The 25,109-nt window shown below is 44.1% G+C and carries 15 protein-coding genes; 10 read left to right on the top strand and 5 right to left on the bottom strand.

The genetic code is table 11. The features are described from left to right. Nucleotides 1–64 precede the first annotated feature (64 nt). The 3 genes from ACFFJH_RS05720 to ACFFJH_RS05730 form a co-directional block, all read right to left on the bottom strand. Nucleotides 65–976 (bottom strand): hypothetical protein, encoded by a 912-nt coding sequence (locus tag ACFFJH_RS05720; protein ID WP_390210774.1) that lies wholly within the window; start codon nt 974–976, stop codon nt 65–67. A gap of 126 nt (nt 977–1,102) precedes the next feature. After that, on the bottom strand, nt 1,103–1,636 hold the full coding sequence (locus ACFFJH_RS05725) for a hypothetical protein (protein WP_390210777.1): 534 nt from the start codon (nt 1,634–1,636) through the stop codon (nt 1,103–1,105). A 357-nt stretch (nt 1,637–1,993) separates the two neighbouring features. After that, nucleotides 1,994–3,418 carry an aldehyde dehydrogenase family protein gene (locus ACFFJH_RS05730; RefSeq protein ID WP_390210817.1) on the bottom strand — a complete coding sequence of 475 codons (1,425 nt, stop codon included), beginning with the start codon at nt 3,416–3,418 and terminating at the stop codon, nt 1,994–1,996. Between the two features lie 915 nt (nt 3,419–4,333). Between ACFFJH_RS05730 and ACFFJH_RS05735 the strand changes: the two genes are divergently transcribed. The 4 genes from ACFFJH_RS05735 (at nt 4,334) to ACFFJH_RS05750 (ending at nt 13,307) form a co-directional block, all read left to right on the top strand. Next, nucleotides 4,334–5,137 (top strand): AraC family transcriptional regulator, encoded by an 804-nt coding sequence (locus ACFFJH_RS05735; protein WP_390210779.1) that lies wholly within the window; start codon nt 4,334–4,336, stop codon nt 5,135–5,137. A 348-nt stretch (nt 5,138–5,485) separates the two neighbouring features. Beyond that, on the top strand, nt 5,486–8,659 hold the full coding sequence (locus ACFFJH_RS05740) for an amidohydrolase family protein (RefSeq protein ID WP_390210781.1): 3,174 nt from the start codon (nt 5,486–5,488) through the stop codon (nt 8,657–8,659). Nucleotides 8,660–8,712: 53 nt separating this feature from the next. Continuing rightward, the gene (locus tag ACFFJH_RS05745; RefSeq protein ID WP_390210783.1) at nt 8,713–10,098 is read left to right on the top strand and encodes an amidohydrolase family protein; all 1,386 of its coding nucleotides are present in this window, start codon (nt 8,713–8,715) and stop codon (nt 10,096–10,098) included. Nucleotides 10,099–10,379: 281 nt separating this feature from the next. Continuing rightward, a complete protein-coding gene (locus ACFFJH_RS05750; RefSeq protein ID WP_390210785.1) occupies nt 10,380–13,307 on the top strand; it encodes a bifunctional diguanylate cyclase/phosphodiesterase in 2,928 nt (975 codons plus the stop codon). 131 nt (nt 13,308–13,438) lie between these two features. Here the strand turns inward: ACFFJH_RS05750 and ACFFJH_RS05755 are convergent, their stop codons facing one another. Then, a complete protein-coding gene (locus ACFFJH_RS05755) occupies nt 13,439–13,792 on the bottom strand; it encodes an energy transducer TonB family protein (protein ID WP_390210787.1) in 354 nt (117 codons plus the stop codon). A 576-nt stretch (nt 13,793–14,368) separates the two neighbouring features. Between ACFFJH_RS05755 and ACFFJH_RS05760 the strand changes: the two genes are divergently transcribed. Further along, the gene (locus tag ACFFJH_RS05760; protein ID WP_390210789.1) at nt 14,369–15,061 is read left to right on the top strand and encodes a hypothetical protein; all 693 of its coding nucleotides are present in this window, start codon (nt 14,369–14,371) and stop codon (nt 15,059–15,061) included. 82 nt (nt 15,062–15,143) lie between these two features. Here ACFFJH_RS05760 and ACFFJH_RS05765 read toward each other — a convergent pair whose 3' ends face one another. Then, a complete protein-coding gene (locus ACFFJH_RS05765) occupies nt 15,144–17,570 on the bottom strand; it encodes a S9 family peptidase (RefSeq protein ID WP_390210792.1) in 2,427 nt (808 codons plus the stop codon). A gap of 368 nt (nt 17,571–17,938) precedes the next feature. On the opposite strand from ACFFJH_RS05765, the gene ACFFJH_RS05770 reads away from it, so the two are divergent. The 5 genes from ACFFJH_RS05770 to ACFFJH_RS05790 form a co-directional block, all read left to right on the top strand. Further along, the gene (locus tag ACFFJH_RS05770) at nt 17,939–21,280 is read left to right on the top strand and encodes a S41 family peptidase (RefSeq protein WP_390210794.1); all 3,342 of its coding nucleotides are present in this window, start codon (nt 17,939–17,941) and stop codon (nt 21,278–21,280) included. 361 nt (nt 21,281–21,641) lie between these two features. Next, nucleotides 21,642–21,971 carry a TFIIB-type zinc ribbon-containing protein gene (locus ACFFJH_RS05775; RefSeq protein WP_390210796.1) on the top strand — a complete coding sequence of 110 codons (330 nt, stop codon included), beginning with the start codon at nt 21,642–21,644 and terminating at the stop codon, nt 21,969–21,971. A gap of 82 nt (nt 21,972–22,053) precedes the next feature. Then, nucleotides 22,054–22,692: a class I SAM-dependent methyltransferase gene (locus tag ACFFJH_RS05780; protein ID WP_390210798.1), complete on the top strand. Its 639-nt coding sequence runs from the start codon at nt 22,054–22,056 to the stop codon at nt 22,690–22,692. Nucleotides 22,693–22,870: 178 nt separating this feature from the next. Further along, entirely contained in the window at nt 22,871–23,650 is a 780-nt protein-coding gene (locus tag ACFFJH_RS05785; RefSeq protein ID WP_390210800.1) for a transporter, read from the top strand. A gap of 250 nt (nt 23,651–23,900) precedes the next feature. Further along, nucleotides 23,901–25,109 (top strand): TonB-dependent receptor plug domain-containing protein (locus ACFFJH_RS05790; RefSeq protein ID WP_390210803.1); only part of this gene is annotated, 1,209 nt, incomplete at its 3' end.

Here is a 25,109-nt window from a genome sequence, read left to right on the forward strand (position 1 = left end):
CTAAGCTAAATTGCTTAAATGGGTATTTACTTCAGCCCTATGTATTACAACCCCAATTTGCCAATTACCCAAACGGATTTGCAAATTTACTGGAATTGGAAAAACATGTATTTTCAATGTTATTTGCTACTTTCAATTCTGTTGAAGACATGCGACCTTTAACCTCAATAATAACTTTCTCAACCGATTGGCTTGGCAGCATTGCATTTGCCCGGCGGAGGTACACAAAAGATTTGACGCGGTCATTTTCACCGAATAATCCCTCATCGTACGCCATTGCCATCAGCAAATTTGCATCAACAACTCCTGACTGTGCTGCCTCTTCACCTTCTTTTTTTGCTAATTTAAGCAAACCGTTGGAATGTTCCGTGAGCTCAACTTCTCCACTTAATTTGTAAAATCGGGAGAGCTCAATCGCAGTCATTGCTATATAAGTTCTTACAGTTGGTGTTTTTTCTAATAGTAATCGGTCAAAAATAAGTAGTGGTGTATTCACATAATCACTTTCAATCTGACCACATTCTTGATTGAATGTTTCCCTCTCCTGATCGCTGAATTCGGATAACTTCTTATTTTTTGACTTATAAAAACATTGTTTTGCGTTAGCAAAATAAGCCAGTACGTAAAACTCTTGTTTAGGGTTTCCTGCCAATAAGTTTATTTGACTTCTTAATTCTGTGACTCTATTTTTGAATTCAGACTGTATTTCGCGCATCCTGCGCCCTGCATCATATATTCGAACTATCTTTGCATCCATTTTTGATTCTGATTCTATAAGTATGTCAGAGGAACAAGCTGGAGATGTCGGTCTTGCCGTTAATGCATTAATTTGTTGAGGTGATGTTTCAATGCTTGATGGTATTTTGCTTTTTTGGGTAGAGCTTTCAAGAGGTTGATCTGAGTTAGCGTAGAAAATCCCGCTGATTAGGATAACCAGGTAAATTAAAATCGCACTTCGACTCTTAAAATTATTCATATTTCCAATTGGTATCAACAGTGATTCTTAAGATCATGTCAAACAAGACTATGTCAATATGACAAGTCCTGTTTGCCACTGTGCGATTATTTTTATGTAAATAATATTAAAATAAGTTATTTCATTCTACCATGCTGGACTCGGATAAACGTAACCAATTGTGCCTTCTCTTGAATACCAAGCTTGGTCATAATTTAGTGCACTTTGTGTGAATTTAACTTCGGAGTCAAAAGTGGCATGGCTACTCACACCATACTCGTTGTTGTGTGCATACACTCTGAACAAAGGTACTGTTCCTAATACTTGCACCGGATAGACGTATCCATATATACCTTCGCGAGTTTGTCCTTCGCAGTTGAAATCACGTGAAGCAAAGTGTTCCTGGCCTTTGTATGAGTTTAGTATTACACAACGATAAACTGGAACAGATAAAACACCACCGGAACTGTTATTTTTCCCAACTGATTGCCAGGCGAGATTGAGCGCTGCCGACCAAATTCTATTATTCTGTGCTTCTTGGAAGTTATTGGTTTCAAAAGCAACATGTTTAGATAAGTAAACACGGTAGACTTGATCGCCTAGATTATCTTGTGCGTTAACACCAAACGATGCAAAAGCTGCACAAAAAAGGGAAATTGTAGTTGCTAATTTATTTTTCATAAATAATATCTTTCAAAGAAATTAAAATATGCCAGCCTTAATGCAGGTTGGCATTGCAATATAGCATATAAATTATTTGTAGATGTTAAATGTTATTTTATTTTATTGTTTATATATTAATAATTGTATCAATGAAGTGGTCATTCCTAAAATAATTATCAAACCTAAGCAGTGAGCTATATACTAACGATTCGAGAACGTATAAATTCACCAGAAATCTCTATTAAACCTATATATCTTGATGGCTTGGTACTAAAAGAAACAGATTTCAAGCTCAAACATGGAAAAAACGTGGCATAAAGTCGTGGCATTGCCGAGTTCTAGAAACAACACTACTCATCATAGTTGAGTAGTTTCCTAAGCCAAATAATGCGTTTTCACCTTAGTATAAAACTCCAGCGCCATGCCACCTTGTTCGCGTGGCCCAAAGCTGGATGCTTTGCTGCCGCCGAATGGTACGTGGTAGTCAACCCCTGCGGTGGGAGCGTTGACCATCACCATGCCTGCTTGCATTTCGCGTCTGAATTGGGTCGCATATTTGAGTGAAGTGGTGCAAATGCCGCCGGATAATCCGTAAGGTGTGGCGTTAGCGACTTGCATGGCTTCTTCAAAATTTTTGACTTTCACCAAAGTGCTAACTGGGCCAAATACTTCTTCTTGATTCAGGCGCGCTTGTGGATTGTGGTTTTCTATTAGGGCTGGGCTAAAGAAAAATCCTTCGCCTGGTAGGCGTTCACCGCCAGCCAACAATGTGCCACCTTCTTCTTTTCCTATCGCAATGTAGTGTATATTTTTATCGAGTTGACGTTGATCGACAACCGGGCCAATTTGGCTAGTAGGATCGATTGCTGCACCGACTTTAAGCGCCTTAGTTCTTTCTATAATTGCCGCTGCAAAGGCTGGATAAATCTGCTCGGTAACGATAGTTCTGCTCGAAGCAGTACAACGTTGACCCGTGGAATAGAAGGCGCCATTGACCGCGCATTCGACGGCGATGTTTAAGTCGGCATCATCTAATATAACCAGAGGATTTTTGCCGCCCATTTCTAACTGAAATTTTTTCAAACTGAGTGCACAGTGTTGCGCAATTAATTTGCCAGTGCCAACCGAACCGGTAAAACTAATTGCATCGACAGAGGGATGTTCGACTAGTGTTTTACCAGCGATGCCATCACCCATCACTAAATTAAATGCGCCTTTGGGCAGCCCAGAGCGCGAGATAATTTCAGCCAATGCCCAAGCGCAGCCTGGTGTGATTTCTGAGGGTTTGATCACGACGGTATTGCCGCAAGCGAGTGCTGGTGCGCTTTTCCAAGCGGGTATCGCGATGGGGAAATTCCAAGGTGTAATCAAGCCGACCACGCCGACCGCTTCACGTGAAGTGACGACCTCCATACTTGGTCGAACTGAGGCGATGGCTTGCCCACCTATGCGCAAAGCTTCACCGGCAAAGAATTTAAAAATATATCCAGCGCGGGCGACTTCACCTATCGCTTCTGGTAAAACTTTACCTTCTTCGCGAGCGAGCAAAGTGCCTAGCTCTTGTTTGCGCGCCAAAATTTCACTGCCAATAAAATCTAATACATCGAACCGTTGTTGTGGCGTTGAGCGGCTCCATGTGGGCAACGCTGCCTGTGCTGCTTGCACTGCTAAGTTAACATCTGCCGCATCGGCTTCTGCATAATCACCAACGATTTCGCTGGGATTGGACGGGTTAATGTTAGCGCGAGTTTTTTGGGATGCGAGCCATTCGCCGTTGATAAATTGAGGGAAGGTGGACATAAGGCTAGACATAAGATTTCCTTATTTATTGATGAATAGAGTTTTAAATGAAAACACCGCAATACGCTAATGGCGTGCAGTTAAGCGGAAAAGCTCGAAGTTTGTCGTTCCCGCATAGCGCCTACGCGGGAACGACAGTTCATCTTATTGAGTAAATTTTTACATCAAATTTACAGACAAACACTAAAGTCTGGGCGTGTATCCAAAGCTTTACGCACGATCGCGCTAACGCGTCTGCGGTCTACACCTACCAACGGTTGTCATCGAGTTATACCGTGCATCAGTTTCTTTGGGAAAGGCAACGACTAATCCAGCTAATCTTCGTTTTCTTTGAATTTAGTAGTTACAGCAGAAAATCTACCTCGCCATTTTGGGCGATTCATGTTTGCCTCCTCATTAAAATAAGTAGGAGAGACTGCACAGATATGAGTGTAATATCATTTAAATATACTTTCAATATATTTAAGTGGATTTTTAAATATTTTTGTGTTTGTGCGGTATTTTTGATTGAATCATTTAAATAGTTCAAGCTATTCTTGACGTTTAGGCTTCAATAAGACAATCCAAAAAGCGCGGTAGGCCTTAACTGGTAGGGTCGCTTAGTTGTACTTTTGTCCGCTTTTGTCTGATCGTTTTGCCTTTAACGTGAGCCTTTGGCGGATGGAAGCCGTAATCAGAGTAGCGATTTGTAATAGGTGTTGATAAAAAAGAGAAGCTATTTCGCTCGATAGTAATTTAAACAACAAATTTCAAGGAAAATAATACGATTCACTTTATTTGTGTTGATTTGATTTTCAAAGCGTTTAAATTGAGATAATATTTTGTTGAAATTTCAACATCTAACCAAATTCAATTTGGTACAAGACTTTATTTGCCAGCGATTACATTTATTTAAATTATTGAGGCGTTGATAAAATGTTACAAAATTCTATGCTAGCGAAGATGAATGTTATCGGCAATTCCTCGAAGCAAGTGATGGCCGCATCCATTAATGATGTCTTTTTTGCAGAACCATTGTTTGATGCCATGCCTGATTTGGTTTTCTTTGTAAAAGATTTGCAGGGCAATTACGTTGTTGTGAATAAAACACTGGTATTGCGCTGTGGCTTGAAAGACAAAGATCAATTGCTAGGGCGGAGTGCGGAAGAAGTGTTCCCACCAAGCTTGGCGCACACTTATGCTGAACAAGATCAGATGGTTTTGCAGCATGGTCATGAAGTAAAAGATCAGTTGGAATTGCACCTGTATCCTGATCGCGATCCCGGCTGGTGTTTGACGAATAAGATCGCATTGCGCGATAAAGACCACCATATTATTGGTTTGACTGGTACCTCCCGCGATTTGGGTATGCCGGATCAACGTCATCCTGTTTACCATCGCATCGCAGCAGCCGTGCGACATATTCATACCCATTACGCAGAAAATGTGCAGATGGCCGAGTTGGAGCACATCACGAATCTATCGGTGGCACAAATAGAGCGTTATTTTCAAAAAATATTTTCTCTGACGCCGCGCCAATTTATGATCAAGGTAAAACTCGATGCCGCCACGACGATGTTGGCCGACGCTAGTCGCAGTATTACCGACATTGCCGCTTCATGTGGGTATCAGGATCACAGTGCGTTTTCTCGCATGTTTAAAGCAACGGTAGGTATGACGCCCTCTGAATATCGTGAAGTCTTGCTGAACACTGAGAAAAAGCCCGCAGTGCCGATTTAGAGATAATCAGAGATAATCAGAGAGAATTAGAGTTAGGGTTTATTTTAAATTTCATGACTCATACTCGCGACTGTTTTGCGCCTGTTGTTTTTTGATTTGAAATTTGATCTGAAATACTGCAAAAGCCTTAGAGTTTTGATGACACCGCTTACAATTAAGCGGTGTTTTTTTGTGCGCTTCATTTGTGATTTTCATTTGCATGAAGTGATTAAAGTTTATCTGGGACGACTGAATTTATTTTCTTTTTACTTGTCCAATTTAGAAACACCCAATTCAAATCCTATTGCCATTAACGCGATAGGATTTTTAATTTTCAACCTATTTTTCAACCTACTTCGGGGAGTATCTATGCAAGTTCGTTGGGGTCTTAAGCCCTTTGCCCTGTTCATCGTCAGTTCTATTAGTCTCGCTTCTGCCTGCGCTCAGGCTCAGGTTTCTACGGCACGCGTGGAGGGTTTGCGTGAAAATAACCCGCGTTGGCATGTTTTGACTGGCGCTCGCTTGGTGATCGCCCCAGGCAAAGTGGTTGAGAATGGTAGTGTGGTGATACGTGATGGTGTCATCGTCGCCGCAGGTGCGAATGTCGCACTACCCGCCGGCGCTAAAGTGTGGAAATTGGATGGCCGTACGATCTATCCTGGCTTTATCGACATGGCGAGTAGTTTGGGTGTACCTGCCAGCTTAGCGGCGGCACCCGCTGCACTGCCAGGTATGGCAGCACGCGTGACTGCGCCACGTATCGTGAATGGACGCGCATTGGCCAGCGACAATGCCCGCGTTCGTCCCGAGCAAGATGTGGCCAATCAATTGGAATTACGCGCGGATGATGCAAAAGTTGTGCGCGATTTAGGTTTTACCACGGTATTAGCGGCGCCGTCTTCTGGCATCTTCCGCGGTCAAAGTGCCTTGTTGAATTTGAATGGTGCGGACAATGCGAAGTCACTGGTTTTGAATACTCGCGTTGCTCAGCATATGGCGAATGAATTAGAAATGGGGCGCGGCAGTAGTTATCCGAGTTCTTTGATGGGTGTCATCGCGCAGGTGCGTCAGACTTTTTATGATGCGCAATGGTATCAACGCGCCACAGACTCCACAAATTCAAAATTAAAACAAGAACGTCCTCAACTGAATGAATCCTTAGAAGCTTTGAAACCTGTTTTGGCAGGGCGTCAACCAGTCATTTATGTGACTGATAATGAGCAAGCGTATCAACGCGTTGCCAAGCTACGTGATGAGTTTAAATTGCGTGTGATTTTGCAAGGTAATGGCTTTGAATATCGACGCACCAATCATCTGAAAGCAGGCGGTATGCCTGTGATTGTGCCTTTGTTGTACCCGAACGCGCCGGAAGTCGAGAATCCAGATATGGCATTGGATACGTCCTTGGAAGCGATGCAGCATTGGGAACAAGCACCGTCGAATTTAGCGATGCTAGATAAAGCAGGTGTTGAATTTGCGATCACAGCGGCGGGTCTGAAAGATCCTAAAAAAGATTTCTGGGCGCGCTTACGTCAAGCGATACGTCGTGGTTTACCGGTTGAGCAGGCATTGGCTGGGTTGACCACGACACCCGCAAAATTATTAGGTGAACAAAAACGTCTGGGCACCTTAACGCCGGGTCATATGGCGAATATTGTTATCGCCAGTGGTGATATGTTCAAGGACGATAAAGCGAATATTGAAATCACCTTCGTTGATGGCAAACCCTTCGTTACTGAAAACTACAATCGTTTCGAGTTACGTGGTAGCTGGGAGGTGAATGCAGGTGGCAAAACACAGACTTGGAATATCACAGGTACTGCTATAAAACCTATATTGACAGTAGATGGTGTCAACGCAGAATTGAGTCTGCGGGATAATCAGTTATTAGCCCGCTATGGCGATACAGTGATTATTGCCGATGGTCGTGGTGACAGCTTGAGTGGCACCATACAACAAGGGCAGGGCAAAGCGGTATTGTGGACAGCCACTCGTAGTAAAGCAGCGCTTGCTGATAATGCGCCAGCAAAGCCTGAGCAAATGCCTGCAAGCTGGAAGAATGTCTATCCAGCTGGCCCTTATGCATCAGCGCTTACTACTCGACCAGGCGCATTGTTGGTCAAGAACGCGACGATTTGGACTAGTGCGAAGGCAGGTAAATTAGAACAGTCTGATATGTTAGTCATTGATGGCAAGATCAGTGCGATTGGTCAAAATTTAAAAGTTCCCGCTAATGCCGAAATCATTGACGCAAGCGGTAAACATGTGAGTCCAGGTATCATTGACGCTCATTCACATACCGCGATGATGCAAGGTATTAACGAAGGCACGAGTTCTATTACCGCGGAGGTCCGTGTTGGCGACATCATTGACGCCAGCAGTATCAATATTTATCGCCAGTTAGCGGGCGGTGTGACGACAGCGAACGTCTTACATGGATCAGCCAATACTATCGGTGGTCAAAATCAAGTCATCAAAATGCGTTGGGGTTCTGATGCCGAAGGATTGAAATTAGACGGCGCCTTTCCAGGTATTAAATTTGCCTTAGGCGAGAATGTCAAACAATCTAATTGGGGTAATGAAGCGACCGGTCGCTATCCACAAACGCGCATGGGGGTAGAGCAAATATTGCGTAGCGCCTTCCTCGCGGCACGTGCGTACAAAGAAGAACGTGAAGCATGGCGTAAAGCGCCGACGACGATGATAGAGCCGCGTCGCGATCTGCAATTAGATACTTTGGTTGAATTATTGGATCGCAAACGCATGATCCATATTCATTCATATCGTCAAGATGAAATTCTCATGTTTGCTCGTTTTGCAAAGGAATTCAACTTGATGGTAGGTACTTTCCAGCATGTGATGGAAGGCTACAAAGTTGCAGATGAAATCGCGGCTTTAGGGGCGGGTGGTTCTACGTTTTCTGACTGGTGGGGTTACAAGATGGAGGTGATCGACTCAGTCCCATTTAACGGCGCATTGATGCATCAGGCCGGTGTCGTTACCAGCTTTAATTCCGACAGTGATGAACTGGCACGCCACTTAAATACAGAAGCAGCGAAGGCTGTCAAATACGGCGGTTTGTCTGAAACTGAGGCACTTAAATTTGTCACTTTAAACCCCGCTAAGCAATTGCACATTGATCATAGAACTGGTTCTTTGGAAGTCGGTAAAGATGCCGATTTTGTGATTTGGAATACTAGTCCCTTATCGACCTTCAGTCGTGCGGAACAAACTTGGATTGAAGGGCAACGTTATTTCGATGTAGCCAGCGATGCACGCTTGCGTAAAGAAGCGCAAGAGGAGCGTCAACGTATTGCTGCCAGTGTCATCGCTAGTCGCGCACCAGCCGCCAATAATCCAAGAGCTAAGGATGCGGTCAAAGATGCACAGACTGAGAAAGTTAACACACCAAAATCTGCCGCTGAAATGTTAGAAGCTAATCGTGCTTATTTGGAATTGCAACATTGGATGCACATGGTCAGCAAGCATCGTACTGGCTACTGGAGTGGTGCAGAAGAACATGAATGTACAGGAGAAGAATAATGTCGCCATTATCCCCAAAACACTCCTCACCTTTCACAAAGAGTTTGCTTTCTATGATGAATAAAAAAACTAATTTGCCTACCGCAAAGCTACCAGCAACGATAGCTAAACTATTTGGTATCGCCGTCTTATCCAGCGCAGGCACGCTGGGTCTCGTCGATTTCGCAATGGCGTCAGATAACGTGCCAGCTGCAGCGCAGAAAATTCCTCTGGTATTTAAGGGCGCGACTTTACATACCGTCAGAGGTGACAACATCGTCAATGGCAGTATGTTGGTTGACAAAGGGCGCATCGTTGCGCTCGGTAGTCAGATCAATGTGCCAGCCAATGCGCAGGTAATTGATGTCACTGGCAAGCATATTTATCCGGGCATGATCGCTGCAAACACGGTCATGGGTTTAGCCGAAGTGCAATCAGTGCGTGCTACTTTGGATTATGCCGAAGCCGGTGCGATCAATCCTAATGCCCGTGCTTTGGTGGCAGTCAATCCAGACAGTGAATTAATCACGACCGCGCGTGCTAATGGCGTCTTGGCGACTTTGAGCGTTCCCAATTCACCAGCCGGTTTAATCAATGGCACGTCTGCATTGATACAAATGGACGGCTGGACTTGGGAAGACATGGCAGTGCAAGCTGAGGTGGGTTTGCATATTAATTTGCCCATGCTGCGTTTTAATCCAGAACTCTTCCCAGCGCCTTTGGATACACGCCTCGAAGAGATTCGCAAATCCAGTGCGCAACGTTTGAAAATGTTGGAAGACGCTTTCGACGCAGCATTGGCTTATCGTGATGCGCGCGCGCAAAATGACGGGACGCAGATTGATGTGCGTTGGGAAGCGATGTTGCCTGCTTTGGCGGGAAAACGCCCGGTATTTATTCACGCGCAAGATGTGAATCAAATTCGTTTTGCTTTGAATTTTGCACAACGTTATCAATTGAAGTTAGTGATTGTCGGCGGTGCCGATGCACCGGTCTTGGCGGATGTTTTGAAACAACGTCAGGTGCCAGTGATAGTGACAGGTATTCATAAATTGCCTATGCGTCGTGGCGCTGACTATGATGCTTATTTCAGCGTTGCAGCCAAATTAGCCCAAGCAGGTGTGCCATTTTGTATCGCACGTGCTGGTACCGATGATGACGCGCCGAATGAGCGTAATTTGCCATACGAAGCGGCCGTTGCTGCCACTTTTGGCTTAGATCCTAATGAAGCGTTAAAGGCGATTACCTTGTATCCAGCGCAAATCTTAGGTGTGGCGGATCGCCTTGGCTCACTTGACGCAGGTAAGTTGGCGAACTTCTTTGTGACTAATGGCGATCCCTTGGAAACGACGAGCAAAGTAGAGCAAATTTATATTCAGGGCAGGATGGTGGATAGCTCGACCAAACAATCGAGATTAACTGAAAAATATCAGCAAAAGTATTTGCAAAAGAAACAGTAAAGGACTGAATAAAAATTAAGTAAGAAATTAAGTCAGTGCGGGACATCCTAAAGTAAAACTTAGGCAATATCCCGCTGGAAGGACCTGGGGCGTGTATCGTGAATACAAAAATTCCGATACACGCTTTTTTATATATGAGAAAACTGTCGAAACTGAGCTAGAGTGTTGGTATAGTAGGTTCATGCGAGATGCCTATGAGTAACAACGTTCAATAATATCTGAATAGCTATAAGTTTTAGCTTGCTCGGACGTCGTGTTTTAAATCTTACAATTGCTAGCCGATGAATATACTTCATAACCCACGTACTAGCGATAATCAAACTAATCGGTCGCTGGCTGATTTAGTTGATGATCACGATATTTATAATAACTTTCCTGAATGCGTCAAACTGGTTTGCGATAAAGTCGGTTTGTTGCACATGAACGCAACTGGCTTATCTTTATTGGGGGCGGATCAAATTCAGGCTCTGCAAATGCGAGCATTTGATTTGTTTTTTGCGGATCAATATCGTGCTGAGTTTTTGGCTGTGCGTGAACAAGTGTTTAAAGGTCAATCGGCTAGTCTTGAGTGTCAACTACTAGGATTGGCTGGTCAGTCTTTATGGCTTGATCTTCGTGCAAATCCAGTACGTTCTGAGACAGGTGAAGTGATTGCCTTATTTGGAATCGCTAGAAACATCACTAAGAAAAAAAATATAGAACGGGCACTTTTTGAGAGTGAGCAGCGTATGCGCTCGCTCATAGAAACCATTCCTCAACAAATTTGGACGGCAGACCCCAACGGACAATTAAGTTTTGTCAATCATCGTACTACCGAGTATTTTGGCGTGACAGCAGAACAGATACTTGGCTCCTCTTGGCGGCATTTAGTTCATCCTGACGATTTAGCCGCGACAGAAATACGCTGGCGTACTTCTATTGAAACGGGTACTCCGTATGAAGTCGATTTTCGGTTGCGCCGTGGTGATGGAGTCTATCGCTGGCACCTAGGTCTCGCTGTGCCAGTGAGGGATCAGCACGGAGATATCTTGCAATGGTTTGGCAGCAGTACCGATGTATCTAGCAGCAAGCAAAATGAATTTGCTTTAATAGAAAGTGAGAAAAACCTAGCCGCTGCGCAAGCTCGTGCAAAAATTGGTAGTTGGCGCCATGATTTGTTGAGTAATCAATCGGTATGGTCGGTAGAGATGTACCGGATTTTTGGATTCGATCCCGATAGTTCTCCACCGGATTCGGATACTTTGTGCGCACGCGTTCATCCAGAAGACCGAGAAAAATTCAATACCATATATGATCTCGATACACACACGACGGTCAAAGGTATGTTTCAACTTGATTTTCGTTACCCATTGGAGAGTGGGAAATGTCTTTGGATAGAGTCCAAAACCGAGGCTATTCTTAACGGACAAGGAGAAATAATCGCCTTAAGTGGGACTGCGCAGGACATTACCGAGCGCAAGCGAATTGAACAGGATTTAGAAACCTCGCGCCAATTATTAGCTCAGTGTCAGTCTATCGCTCAGATAGGTGGGTGGGAAATCGATTTAAGGAATATGACTCTTATTTGGACTGATGAAACCTATCGTATTCACGATACTAATCCAGAAGAATTTGATCCTTCGGTAGATGCTGGTCTCAGTTATTTTTTGCCGGAGTCGCGTGCGATTATTAGTCAAGCGTTGGAAACCGCGATAGCAAGTGGACAGGGCTACGATCTGGAGCTGCAGAAATACACAGTAAAAGGTCGAAAAATCGATATACGAACGACCTGTCAGGTGACTTTGCACGAGGGTAAGGCCGTGCGATTGACCGGCATTTTCCAAGATATTACGCAGCAAAAAGCAGCGCAATTGGCACTCGCCAACGCTTATGCAGAGTTGGAACGATCAAATGGTATGCTAGAACATATCGCTCATTACGATGCCTTGACGCACCTACCTAATCGGGTTCTACTGGCGGATCGTATGCAGCAAGCGATGGCGCAATGTCAGCGTCGTAATAATAGTCTTGCAGTTGCGTTTTTAGATCTCGATGGATTTAAATCGATTAACGATGTGTATGGCCACAGTGTGGGTGATCAATTGTTGATCGAGATCGCTGAACGGTTGCGTATTTCTTTGCGTGAAGGTGATACTTTGGCGCGTTTAGGGGGCGATGAATTTGTCGCGATATTGACTGATCTTGATCAGAGTAAGGACTGCGAACCTGTATTGGCACGTCTCCTCGGTGCCGCCTCCGAACCTGTACTTTTAAATGGCGCACGACTGCAGGTTTCCGCAAGTATTGGTGTGACTTTGTATCCGCAAGATGGGGTCGATGCAGAGCAATTATTGCGGCATGCCGATCAAGCGATGTACTTATCTAAACAGGCTGGTAAAAACTGTTTCCATTTATTTGATGTGGCACATGACGCGGCAGTCAAAATTCAAAGGGATGACTTAAGCCAGATTCGTCATGCGTTATTGAATGGCGAGTTTGTTTTATTCTATCAGCCTAAAGTGAATATGCGCACGGGACAAGTGATTGGTGCGGAAGCGCTGATTCGTTGGCAGCATCCGAGCAAAGGCCTATTGGCACCAGCGTGTTTTTTGCCAACCGTAGAAAATCATTTATTCAGTATAGAAATCGGTGAATGGGTCATTACCACTGCGTTAGAACAAATGGCGCAGTGGCAGCAGTTTGGTTTGCGTATTCCTGTAAGCGTTAATGTTGGCGCTTTACAATTACAGCAAGTTGATTTTGCTCAACGCTTGCAACAGCGGATTTCGCATTTTCCGCAGTCGATTTATTCTATGCTTGAACTGGAAATTTTAGAGACCAGTGCCCTCGATGATATTGAACAGATCTCGCAAGTCATACATGCCTGTCAGGCCTTAGGCGTAAGCTTTGCTTTGGATGATTTTGGTACGGGGTATTCCTCTCTGCGTTATTTGAAACGCTTACCCGCCGAGATGCTCAAGATCGATCAAAGTTTTGTGCGTGATATGTTGGAAGACGAAGGTGATTTGACGATTATTAAAGGTGTCATTGGTCTAGCACAAGCCTTTCATCGTAGGGTGATCGCCGAAGGGGTGGAGACGGTTGCGCATGGCGATATGCTGCTGTCGATAGGATGCGAGCTGGCGCAAGGTTATGGCATTGCACGACCTATGCCTGCCGCAGAGGTGTCGGTATGGATTGCTAACTGGCGTTCGCCGTTCAAAAACTAGGCAGCAAGCTTGGGAAAAAAAATGGCGCGACAAATTTTTTGTCGCACCATTTTTAATTTGATATGTTCGATCTGTTTACACCGATGTATCCATGATATTGATCAGTGATTTATCGGTGATTTATTAGCGACTTATTTAATCGCCCAAGTGAAGGCAATCAAGTGTGATGGCTTACTCACGATATTCGCCGATTTTTTTGCATCGAATTGGCAGTTCTTTAATGCACTTAATGAGGCTTTGTCGAGGTTGGCGAAACCGCTAGATTCTTCTACTTTTGCTTCGGTGACTTTACCGCTTGCATCGGTCGAGAAGCGTAATTTGACTTGGCCTTTTTCTTCTTTGCGCAGCATTTGCGCATCGTATTCAGGCATCTCGCAGGCATTCATTTTGAGAACATTACTGGTTTCATCTGCGCTTGCGGATAAGCATGCGAGTGATAACAGTGAGCCGACGATCGTGGCGATAAGGCGAGAGTTGGTGTACATAAAACCTCCATGTAAATTGCGATTAAATTGAAAAATTGTTGACTGGGGCAGAGCTGCGGTGTTGCGTTTTCCTCTTTCTGGAAATTGCTAACTCTGTTTTCCTTTGTCTCTGGGCTCAAATATACGTGGCCGAAGTGCTGCCACAAAATTGCGATTTCGTATGTCTATTATTCGCAAAAAATATAATGCAAAGCGTGCATTTTCTTGGTGCGCGAGAGTGATGGAATTGCCTGATTGAATCACCGCGACGGTGCAAAAAAACGCTGATTTGATATAAATTGAATAGGTGTTTGGTGCGCTTGAACAGAATTGGTGCGATAAAAAATTTTTGAAAAAATTATCGTTTTTTTGATTATTGTGTATTTTTTCAACACGGTTTTCGAATATTTACCGCATTGCCGCTCAAAAAATACGAGGAAGGATCTAAGAAGGCTTAAGTATTCGATGATTAAAACGCATAATATAGACTTTGACGCTTGATGCCTTGCAAGTATCAGTCTCTTACTACCAATTTTGATTAAACCAGAATCAGGTAGCGAGCATCTTTTATTTACTATTTGAAGTTGAGAATTTCAATTGCAGAAAACCCCTATTCCTTGGCAAGTTATCAAAGCCGAGTTGCTACTTATTCTGTTGGTAGTCTTGTTGTTAGCGTTTAAATCATTTCGCTTTGTCAGCGATGACACTCGATTATTACTACGTGGTGAACTAGATTTGCTCAGCGTTACGATGATAGAAAATGCGCTGCGTGAACATAAAGGGAAGTTCAATACCTTACAGTTTGAAGATTCACCCGGCGCAGGTGCCGCGGCTGGAATCATCGTTGATCAGATCGAAGCGCTCATCAATCGAAATCATTTAAATACGGAAGCGCGTGGTTACTGTGCCTCAGCTTGTGCAGCGGCTTTTCTATTAGGCGAAAACCGTACACTGTTAAAAAACAATGATCATACGCCGACTTACTTGATGATTCACGCCTTTAGAAACCATGTAACTCGCGAAGTCAATTACGGCAAAACTGAGACTCTAAATAAAAAGATGAGTGCTAAGAGTCTGAGTAAATTGCCGCTCAATTTACTCAATCGAATTTTTGACGATAAGAAGGGAACCGGTGACGGAGAAATTTATATCTTCCGTGACCCGCAACGCACACCCAATGGACAGCACCATGTTTTTGTTTGCGATGGCGCGCGCCATGTGGTGATTGGGCAATGTGAGGCGATAATAGGTATGACGCCTGAGAAGCTAGGGATACGCATAGCGAAGTAATGGACACGTTTTACTCATAAAAAATCCCGGTACAAAACATATACCGGGATTTTTCTCAACAGTTACGAGTTTTGTTTGTCACTTACTTCTTCAAGCATTTTTCCAAGAACTGATCTTGTTCCCACAGCAGATGCAAGATGTTTTCACGTGCGGCATAACCATGACTTTCTTTTGGCAAGATCACCATACGTGCTGGGGCGCCTAAGCCTTTTAAGGCTTGGAAGTAGCGTTCAGTTTGCAGTGTGAATGTACCTGGATTGTTGTCGGCTTCACCGTGTACTAGCAAGATCGGCGTTTTCATTTTGTCAGCATTCATGAACGGTGACATTTTGGTGTAGACCTCAGGCGTCTCCCAATAATTACGTTGCTCGCTTTGGAAACCAAACGGTGTCAAGGTACGGTTATACGCGCCGCTGCGTGCGATACCGCAGGCAAATAATTTAGAGTGGGTCAACAAATTGGCCGTCATAAATGCGCCGTAGGAGTGACCGCCGACAGCGACTTTTTTTCTGTCGATATAACCGAGCGCATCAACTGCGTCGATGGCAGCTTCTGCATTATCGACTAATTGCGGCACAAAATTATCGTTCGGTTCGATTTTGCCTTCACCGATGATAGGGAAGGCCGCATCGTCTAACACCGCATAACCGCGAGTCGCCCAGTAGATGAAAGAGCCATAGCTAGGTGCGGTAAAAGCATTCGGATTGTGCGTGCTTTGACCCGCTGAATCTTTGTCTTTAAATTCTGCTGGATAGGCCCAGATTAAGAGTGGTAATTTCTCTTTCTTGGTTTTGTCGTATCCTGCTGGCAGATACAAAGTACCTGACAATTGCACGCCATCTTTACGCTGATATTTGATGACTTCTTTGGAGACGTTTTTTAAACCTTCATACGGATTTTTAAATTGCGTAATCGGCGTCAACTTAGCATCTTTGATATTGCGGAAGTAGAAGTTAGGGTAATCCGTTTTAGATTGAATCTGCACCAGTACATCGCCTTTCGCAAAATCTTCTATCGATTGAATGTTTTCGATTTTGTCCGTGTACGTCGATTGGTAAACGCGAGTTTTTTCCAAGCTATCGACATTCATTGCATCGATAAATGGGAACTGACCTTTCTTGGTATGGCCTGCGCCAATTAAATAGGCTTTATTGTCTTCGATAGCCAATACGCGGCGATCGTATTGATTGCGTTTCATTTCGAAGCGACCAGGGTTGGCATACAAATCTTGTGAATTGCGATCAAATACTAAACGCGGTGCTTCTGCTGGGTTGGATGGATTGAAGAAATAGGTTTTTTCATTGCGTGTGTCATACCAGCTATCGCTAATCACGGCCAATTTATCATTGCCCCAGATGATGCCGCCAAAACGTTGCGCTGTTTTTACCAATGATTTTGGAGCCTGATCAAACGGTGCATCCCACTGAAATACTTCATCACGGAAATCGACTTTTTTCGCAGGATCACCACCGTCTAAAGCGACCACATAAGACAAGCTGGCTGGCTTATCGGCACGCCAGTTCATACTACGTTTTCCTTCCCGTACTGCGCTAAATCCTTTTGGAATAATCTCCGTCAGAGGCACTTCGTTGACCGTTTTAATCACTTTGCCAGTCATATCCATGACCACAGTTTTGCTAGGGAAGCGACTGACTGGAACGACATAGGAGAAAGGTTTTTGTATGCTGGTGATCATGATGAGTTTGCCATCTGGAGAAAAACTCTCTCCTGCATACATATCGGCTTTTTTCCACAAGCTACTGGTGCCATTCACATTGACCTTATGCAATTCGGAACTGGCGATATTCTCAAAATTGGTTTCGTCATTGCGGTTTTTCAGCAAATCGGGATAAGTACGGTTTTGCGCCGCTTTGCCATCGGTATTGGAAATGATCGCGCCAGTTGGTAAGTCTTTGCTCGCATCTAACAGAGGTGCACGATTTTTTGGTAAGAATTTCACCAAGAGATTATCGCTGTCTTTAAACCAGATAAATGGGCTATCCAAGTTGGCATTGACATTCGCGCCACTGATTTTCTTTGCCTGCGCAGTTGCGACGTCAATTACCCATAGCTCTACACCTTTATCTGTTGTGTGGGTGAAAGCGATTTTCTTTTCATTCGGCGACCAACTGATATTGGCGATTAAAGGATCTTTTGGCAAACCTTTTACTTGTTGTTCTTCGCCACCACTGACTTTACGAACTTTTAGGTTATTGATGTAGTTGGTTGAGCTGGAGATGTTTGTAATCGGATTGATGCGCAGGCCGCCTAAACGCAATTCTGCTTGATTTAATTCTGCGAGCGTTTTGAATGTATTGCGGTAGGTCAGCAACATCATTTGTTTTTTTGAATCCATGCTAACGGCTGGCGCGCGTACGACATCGGCTAATTCTAAAATAGATTGTGGCGGTTTTTGATAAGGTAAGTTTTCTTGTGCCAAAGCAGTCGTGCTCATGCCTATGCTGGCAATACTGGCGGCCAAGCTTAATATACGCAAATTCATTTTCATTATTAGTCCTATTGTAAGGGGGGATTACTGGGATGCTTTTTTGCACTGCTTAGACACATATGGAGTGATGAAGTTCATTCTTTGCTAGCGTTAAAAATCGAAAAAACGTACGTAGCTATGTTGGTTTTCGTTTAATACTACGAAGATGAATTTTGCGGAAGTTGTATAGACAAAATGGCAGATAGCGCTTAGTGAGTCTATTTTTTTTAGTATTTGAACTTTATCTTTGCATCATATTCTGAGCGTGAATAATCTCTGCTAAAGTGGCGTCAGCCCATCAGGCTTGATACAGTATTTTAGCGATCCGTTTCATCCTATTTGATAGTAACTAACGCTATTCATTCTGATTTACTTACAAGGAGACGTCCGTGCAAATTTCTTCCCTCATCAAAAAATCAACCATGAGTATTTTGCTAGGTGCTTGTTTCGCTGCCCCCAGCGTTTATGCAGATACCCAGCTGTTACGGCAGCCTACAGTGTCACGTAATCATCTTGCTTTTGTGTACGGTGGTGATATTTGGTTGGCTGATCGTGATGGTAAAAATCCGCAACGGCTGACGCAACATCCAGCGGCGGAGTTTGCGCCTATGTTTTCGCCTGACGGTAAATGGCTAGCATTTTCAGCGTCGTATGATCGCAATACGGATGTGTATGTGATGCCTGCCAGCGGTGGTGAAGCAAGGCGTCTAACCTGGCATCCGGGTGCTGATGTGGTGGTGGGGTGGAGCGCTGATAGTAAACGCGTGATGTTTTCTTCGGGACGTGAAATTGCGGTGAGCCGCAGTACGCATTTGTATGAAGTGTCGGTCGAAGGCGGCTTTGAAAATAAGGTGATGGACGCGATTGCTTTTGAAGGTAATTGGTCCGGCGACGGTAAATTATTAGCGTATCGCCCATTTCCGCAGGCCTACATGGGTAGCAGTGGTTGGCGTCAGCATCGCGGTGGTACCACGCCGCCAATTTGGATTATTGATATCAACGGCAAAAAACTAGAAAAAATTCCACATGAAAATGCGACGGATAAATCGCCGTTGTGGATAGGGGATGAGGTGTATTTCATCTCCGATAGAAATGATGGTGCGGCCAATTTGTTTAGCTACAACCGTAAAAGCAAAGCGGTGAAACAGTTAAGTAAAGAAACGGTGTGGGATATCCGTAGCATGAGTGCTTACGATAAAACGATAGTCTATGAAGCTGGTGGAGTCTTGAAAGAATTTGATACGGCGACAGGAAAAACTAAAGTCTTATCAGTGGATTTGAGCGCACAAACCGGTCAAGCCAATCAAGTACGCCCGCAGTGGAAAGATGCAACGGCGAATGTGACTTCCGCTAACTTATCACCGACAGGTAAGCGTGTTGTGGTGACGGCGCGTGGTGAGGTATTTACGGTACCAGTGAAGGATGGTTCTGTTCGTAATTTGACGGAGACTGACGGTGTGCGTGAAAAAGATGCGATCTGGAGCGCTGATGGAAAGCACATCGCTTATCTTTCTGATGCAGGTATAGCGCATAAGATTATTATCCGTGACCAGACAGGGAGTGACGCTGGTAAAACGATAGCGCTCGGTAAAACTGGCTATTTCAGCTTGCTCGAATGGTCGCCAAATAGTCAGATGATTATTTTTCAGGATAATCATTTACAGCTCTTCGCTTTGAATCTGGCAACGGGAAAAATTAGCAAAATAGATGAAAGCGCACGCCGTTCGAATTTTGCTATTTCCTTTTCTAGCGATAGCCGTTGGTTAGCCTACACGGTGACCGGTGCTAATCATTTCTCACAAGTGAAACTATATGATTTCAATAGCGGTAAAAGTACCGCTATTACAGATGGGTTAAGTGATGCGGACAATCCAGCATTCGCATCCACCGATTATTTGTACTTTACTGCCTCCACCAATGCGGGTCCTACTCATGTTGGACTCGATATGTCGAGTCAAGAACGGCCGCTGCGTAATGGTATTTATGCGGTGGTGCTAGCGGCCGATGGAAAGTCGCCACTATTGCCAAAATCGGGTGACGAAGAAAGCAAAAAAGAAGATAAGAAGGACGACAAGAAAGACAGTAAGCCCGACGGTGATAAAAAGCCAGAGGCGGCCACGCTCGCTGACGCTAAAAAAGATGAAGCGACTAAATCTGCCAAGGCAGTTAAGATCGACCTCGCAGGAATACAGCAGCGCATTGTGCCACTCCCAATTGCAGAGCGTAATAATGCAGCTTTGTCGGTAGCTTCTGACGGTGCTTTGTTCTTTCTTGAACGTCCGCAACCCGGTGTTAGCAATGATCCTCCTGCCGAACGCAGTGGTAATAATGCGAACCTGATGCGCTTTAATCTTGAAGAGAAAAAGGCCAAGTTAGTTAAAGCGGGTATCGCGGAATATAGCTTGAGTGCCGATGGAAAAAAACTCTTACTGCAATCGACAGGTGCAAAATTAGAGATCGCAGATGCTGCGGAAAAAATTGATCCTAAACCTATCAGCTTGGCGGGACTCAAAATGCGTGTCGATCCACGTGCCGAGTGGGAGCAAATATTTAATGAAACTTGGTGGATGCAAAAAGAGTTTTTCTACGACGCGAATTTGCATGGCATAGATTGGGATGGCATTTATAAGCGTTATCACGGCTTACTGAAAAACCTGCAGCGACGTGAAGATTTGAATGAGTTATTAGTCGAGATGATAGGTGAATTGCAAGTGGGTCATAATCGTGTGAGTGGCGGCGATATTCACCTCGAAACTCCGGTACCGGTTGGCTTGCTCGGCGCAGATTTTAGTTTCGAAAACGGCCATGCACGTATCAAGACGATTTTTAAAGGTGATCGCTGGAGTCCGTTCTTACCCGCGCCTTTAGCGATACCAGGCTTAGATGTTAAGGAAGGTGATTATTTGATTGCGATTGATGGTAAGAATATCGATGCAAAAAATAATCTGTATGCTTTGCTAGAAAATAAAGTCGGCAAACAAATTAGTCTTACGATTATGCGTGATCTGACTAGCAAAATAACGCATCAAGTGATCGTACAGCCGATTGCGAACGAAGCCGAATTACGCCAATGGCATTGGATAGAAAAAAATCGCGAGTATGTGCAAAAGAAAACCGATGGCAAAGTCGCCTACGTTTATTTGCCCAACACCGGCGCTGAAGGCTATCAATATTTTAATCGCATGTTCTACGCCCAAGCCGACAAATCAGCCCTGATCGTTGATGAGCGTCGCAACGGTGGAGGGCAGGCTGCCAACTACATTACTGATGTACTCAGTCGCCAATATCTGGCGGGTTGGAAAGATCGCGATGGCATGATTTATGAGACGCCTGGTGCTGCTATCTACGGCCCCAAGGCGATGCTGATTGATCAGGATGCAGGCTCAGGCGGCGACTTTTTACCTTATTCGTTTAAACGCCTTAAATTGGGCACCTTGATAGGCAAACGCACTTGGGGTGGTCTCATCGGTATTTCTGCTAATCCATATCTAATTGATGGTGGAAATCTGGTCGTACCGTTCTTCCGCTTCTTTACGCCAGACAATGAGTGGCGGGTAGAAAACGAAGGTGTCGCGCCTGATCTGGATGTTGATCTCGATCCACTCGAAGTTAATCAAGGCAGAGACCCACAACTCGATGCGGCGATTAAAGATGTGACGGAAAGACTAAAAAATTATCGTGACATCAAACTACGTGTTGCGCCGCCTATGCCTAAAAAATTGGGGCAGTGACGTTGATGAGTTATTGTTAGTGCGCTAGTCTTGATACCTTATTGTTGATATTTTATTAGAGATTGACGCGATAGCAGCTAGATACCTTATGCCGGAGTTCAACCCGGTATAAGGATTTGCGTGGCTTGAGATTTTTGTATTTCACTATTTAGATCCAAATATCGATACTTTTTTTGGCCTACTAGTGAGACATTTGCTCGGTAAATTCGCCAAATTTTTACCATATAGGCGATCCAATTTTGGAATGCAAAACGCATAGAATGCTGCGGGTGCATAAATCCACCTATTTCTAGTGGTGAAGGACGAATTAGGTAGCTGCACTTAATTAATCTATCAACGTATTCAAGAACGAGGATCATTTATGAAATGCCCACTATGTGAAAATGCAAATTTAATGATGTCGGAGCGGCAGGGGATTGAAATTGATTATTGTCCGCAATGTCGAGGTGTTTGGTTAGATCGCGGTGAATTGGATAAGATTATCGAACGTTCATTGGCCACGCCTTCTACGCCTAATGCAGAGCAAAGAAATCCTGTGCATGCACAGCCGCAATCGTATCCGCAGCACCAAACACCGTCGTATCCACAACAACAAAAACATCAATTTAGCTACGGGTATCAGCAACAGCCACATCCTTATCATAAGAAGAAAAAGGAAGGTTTCTTGTCGGAGCTGTTTGATTTTGATTAGTCATTTCAAGGCGATATTAAGGCGATATGATTTTAAATATCGTTGGCACAAAAATTGTGTGCCATATTTATGAGGATTTAGATTGATACAAAAATTTTTATCTCAACAATTGGCACGCCCTTCCGGTTGGTTTGGGCGTTTTTTTACTTCGCGTTGGTTAGAAAAAATCAACGTACGTATGAATGTCTTCGCTTTGGAGTCTTTGAATTTACAGGGAGCTGAAAGCGTATTGGAAATTGGTTTTGGCAGTGGTTCTTTGTTGGAAGCAATTTTAAAAACAGGCAAGTGTCATCATGCCTCAGGCTTAGAATTGTCTGAGGAGATGATTGCTTTTGTGAATAAGCGTTTGGCAGCACACATTCAATTAAAAACTTTGCAGCTTGCTCAAGGCAGCATTGAGCAAATACCATTTGCATCGTCAAGCTTTAGTAAAGTGGTGAGTGTGAACACGCTGTATTTTTGGTCAGATACAAGACAAGCACTGCGTGAATGCGCGCGCGTATTAATCGATGGCGGACAACTAGTGCTTTGTTATAACGCCAAACAAGATATGCAAAACTGGCCGGGTCATGTCCACGGTTTTACTTTGTATGAAGCAAGTGAAGTAGAGGATTTATTGAGTGATGTCGGTTTTGTGAATATCACGACACGTAGTTTGCAAGACCCTGTTCAGGGTTTGGTGTATTCTGTGGTAGCAACTTGGTTGCCGTCGACGATCTAAAAATACAGCGCTTAATGAAGATACATACAAAAATTCTACTGCGAGAAGATAGTGCATGTATCTTAGGTATCGAGTAAGCTTGAATTGATGTATTTTTCTTCTATCAGTTGAGATTGAAGAATATTGAACATAAAAAATCGAGCACTGGATAGGAAATTAGGAAATCAGGAAATGCAAAATGTCAATTCATAAGAGATTTGGTCAGTCCGGATTATTGTTTTTCGTTTCTTTGTTCAGCATATCTTCACAAGCTCAAGAGAGCTACGATGCGGTTTCTCCTTATCGACCTTCGGTATCTAGTCCAGCGTTGCTACCTTTAAAGGGGCAGTTAGAATTTGAGTTAGGCTTACTGCGTCTCAAGCAAGACGATGTGCGCCGTGATAGTTTGCCGTATTTATTTAAACTGGCATTCAGTAAAGAGTGGGGCGTGTTATTAGGGGGCGAGGCGCAAGTCGTGAATCGTGTAGATCATGCGGCAATGCAACGTGGTTTTGGCGACCTGAATTTGGTTTTGAAGCGGGCTTTTTTGAATGAAAATGGTAGCGCTTTTGGTGTCGAGTTCGGTAGTAAGTTCGCCACTGCAAAAGCGAATATCGGTAGCGGTAAAAATGATTTCGTTCTTAATGGAATTTACAGCCGCGATCTGGGCGCGATACATATGGATTTAAACCTTAATCTGACCCACTTAGGCGCGGTTGATACTGGTAGCGCCTCATTACAAAAGGCTTGGTCTAGTTCTTTCTCTATGCCTATCAATGACAAATGGGGTGTCACGGGGGAAGTGAGCGGCACGGTGCGTAAAGGCGCTGCGAGCAGCGCACAGACTTTGCTGGCTTTAACTTATAGTCCGCATAATCGTTTAACGATAGATTTTGGTGTGGTGAAAGGCTTGAGTAAAGGAGCGCCGGATTACTCTTTGTTTAGTGGTTTTGTGCTTCCTGTCGCTAAGTTGTTTTGAGCGATTTCAATGTTATTTAATGCTACTAATTGAGGTAGTTGATAATTTATTGCGTGTCAAGCGTGTTTTTTTACGTCACTTGGCTTATCTGAAGTCGCTATAGAATCGGTAAAGACGGGCAATAAGCAATCATTATTCGGATATTTGATAAAAAATAAAAATTTTCTAAAAAACATTTAATTTTGCCACATCTAGATGTTAATTATCTCTAAAATGTGTGACTTGTTGTCAACCTTTATGGAGTATCTAGATGTTATTTCAAGAAAAAATAGGTGTACGTGCAGTTCGCGTCGCGCTGACCGTATTAGCTGGAACTAGTCTTTTTGTTTCTTCAGCGCAAGCGCAAGAAGAGCAAAATGCGAATCAAACCCAACGTGTAGTCATTACGGGTTCAAATATTAAGCGTATCAATATTGAGGGTGTTTCTCCTGTAACGACCTTAACCAAAGAGGACATCCTCCGTTCAGGTGCAACCTCGGTATTAGACGTGATGCGTAATTTGACATCCGCTGGCGGCAATGGCGGTGAATATGCAGGTAGCAATTCCTTCCGTAATGGTGCGACCGAAGTCAAACTTCGTGGCCTGCCAACTTTGGTTTTATTGAACGGTAATCGCTTACCTATGTCTGGTTCCGACGAGTACAGTGGTTCTACCTCAGTTGATTTGAATAGCATTCCATTGTCTGCGATAGAACGCGTCGATATTCTGAAAGATGGTGCATCAGCTATTTACGGTACTGATGCTATCGGTGGTGTGGTTAACTTTATCTTGAAAAAAGACTATCAAGGTCTCAATCTTGACGCAAGCTATGGCCAAACCTCTAAAGGTGACGGAGAAACTTCCAGAGTAGCGATCGCTGGCGGCTTTGGTGATCGTGCTACTCAAAATTTCAATGTGACTTATTCGGCTAGTGCCGAAAAACGTACGGCCATTCGCGCAGTGGATCGTGCATGGACACAAAACGGTGACTTTACCAATCGACGCGGTGGTTTGATACAAGGTGGTGTTTACGGCGCAACGGGTACCGACCCAGGTACCTTGTCTTTGGGTGGCTCACAACGTATGCCAGATCCAGAATGCGCCAAAGATCACGTCAAGCCATATCCAGATGCGCCAGAATGGTTTGCTGCGCCTAACCGCAGTGCCTGTTTTTATGCCCCAGGAGAAGGCCGTAATCTGGTCGCGCCAATGACTCGCTACGGCGCCGTGGTGAACGCTAATTGGGATATCACACCAACGATTACTTTAGCTGGTAACGTGTTTTACAACCATTTTGAGACTCGCCAACTTGCTGCGCCAGCCTGGATTCAAGATGCTGATCGTTTAAACGTATTGTTGGACGAAGCCGCTACGCGGAGAAAACAAAGCATACCAACTCCGAAATTCAAAATTACAATTCTATCTCAAGCCTTCAACGGTGAAGGCACTATTTTGAGGAGAATTGATCATGAATCACGA

Source organism: Affinundibacterium danionis, assembly GCF_042432465.1.
Lineage (GTDB): Bacteria > Pseudomonadota > Gammaproteobacteria > Burkholderiales > Burkholderiaceae_D > Undibacterium > Undibacterium danionis.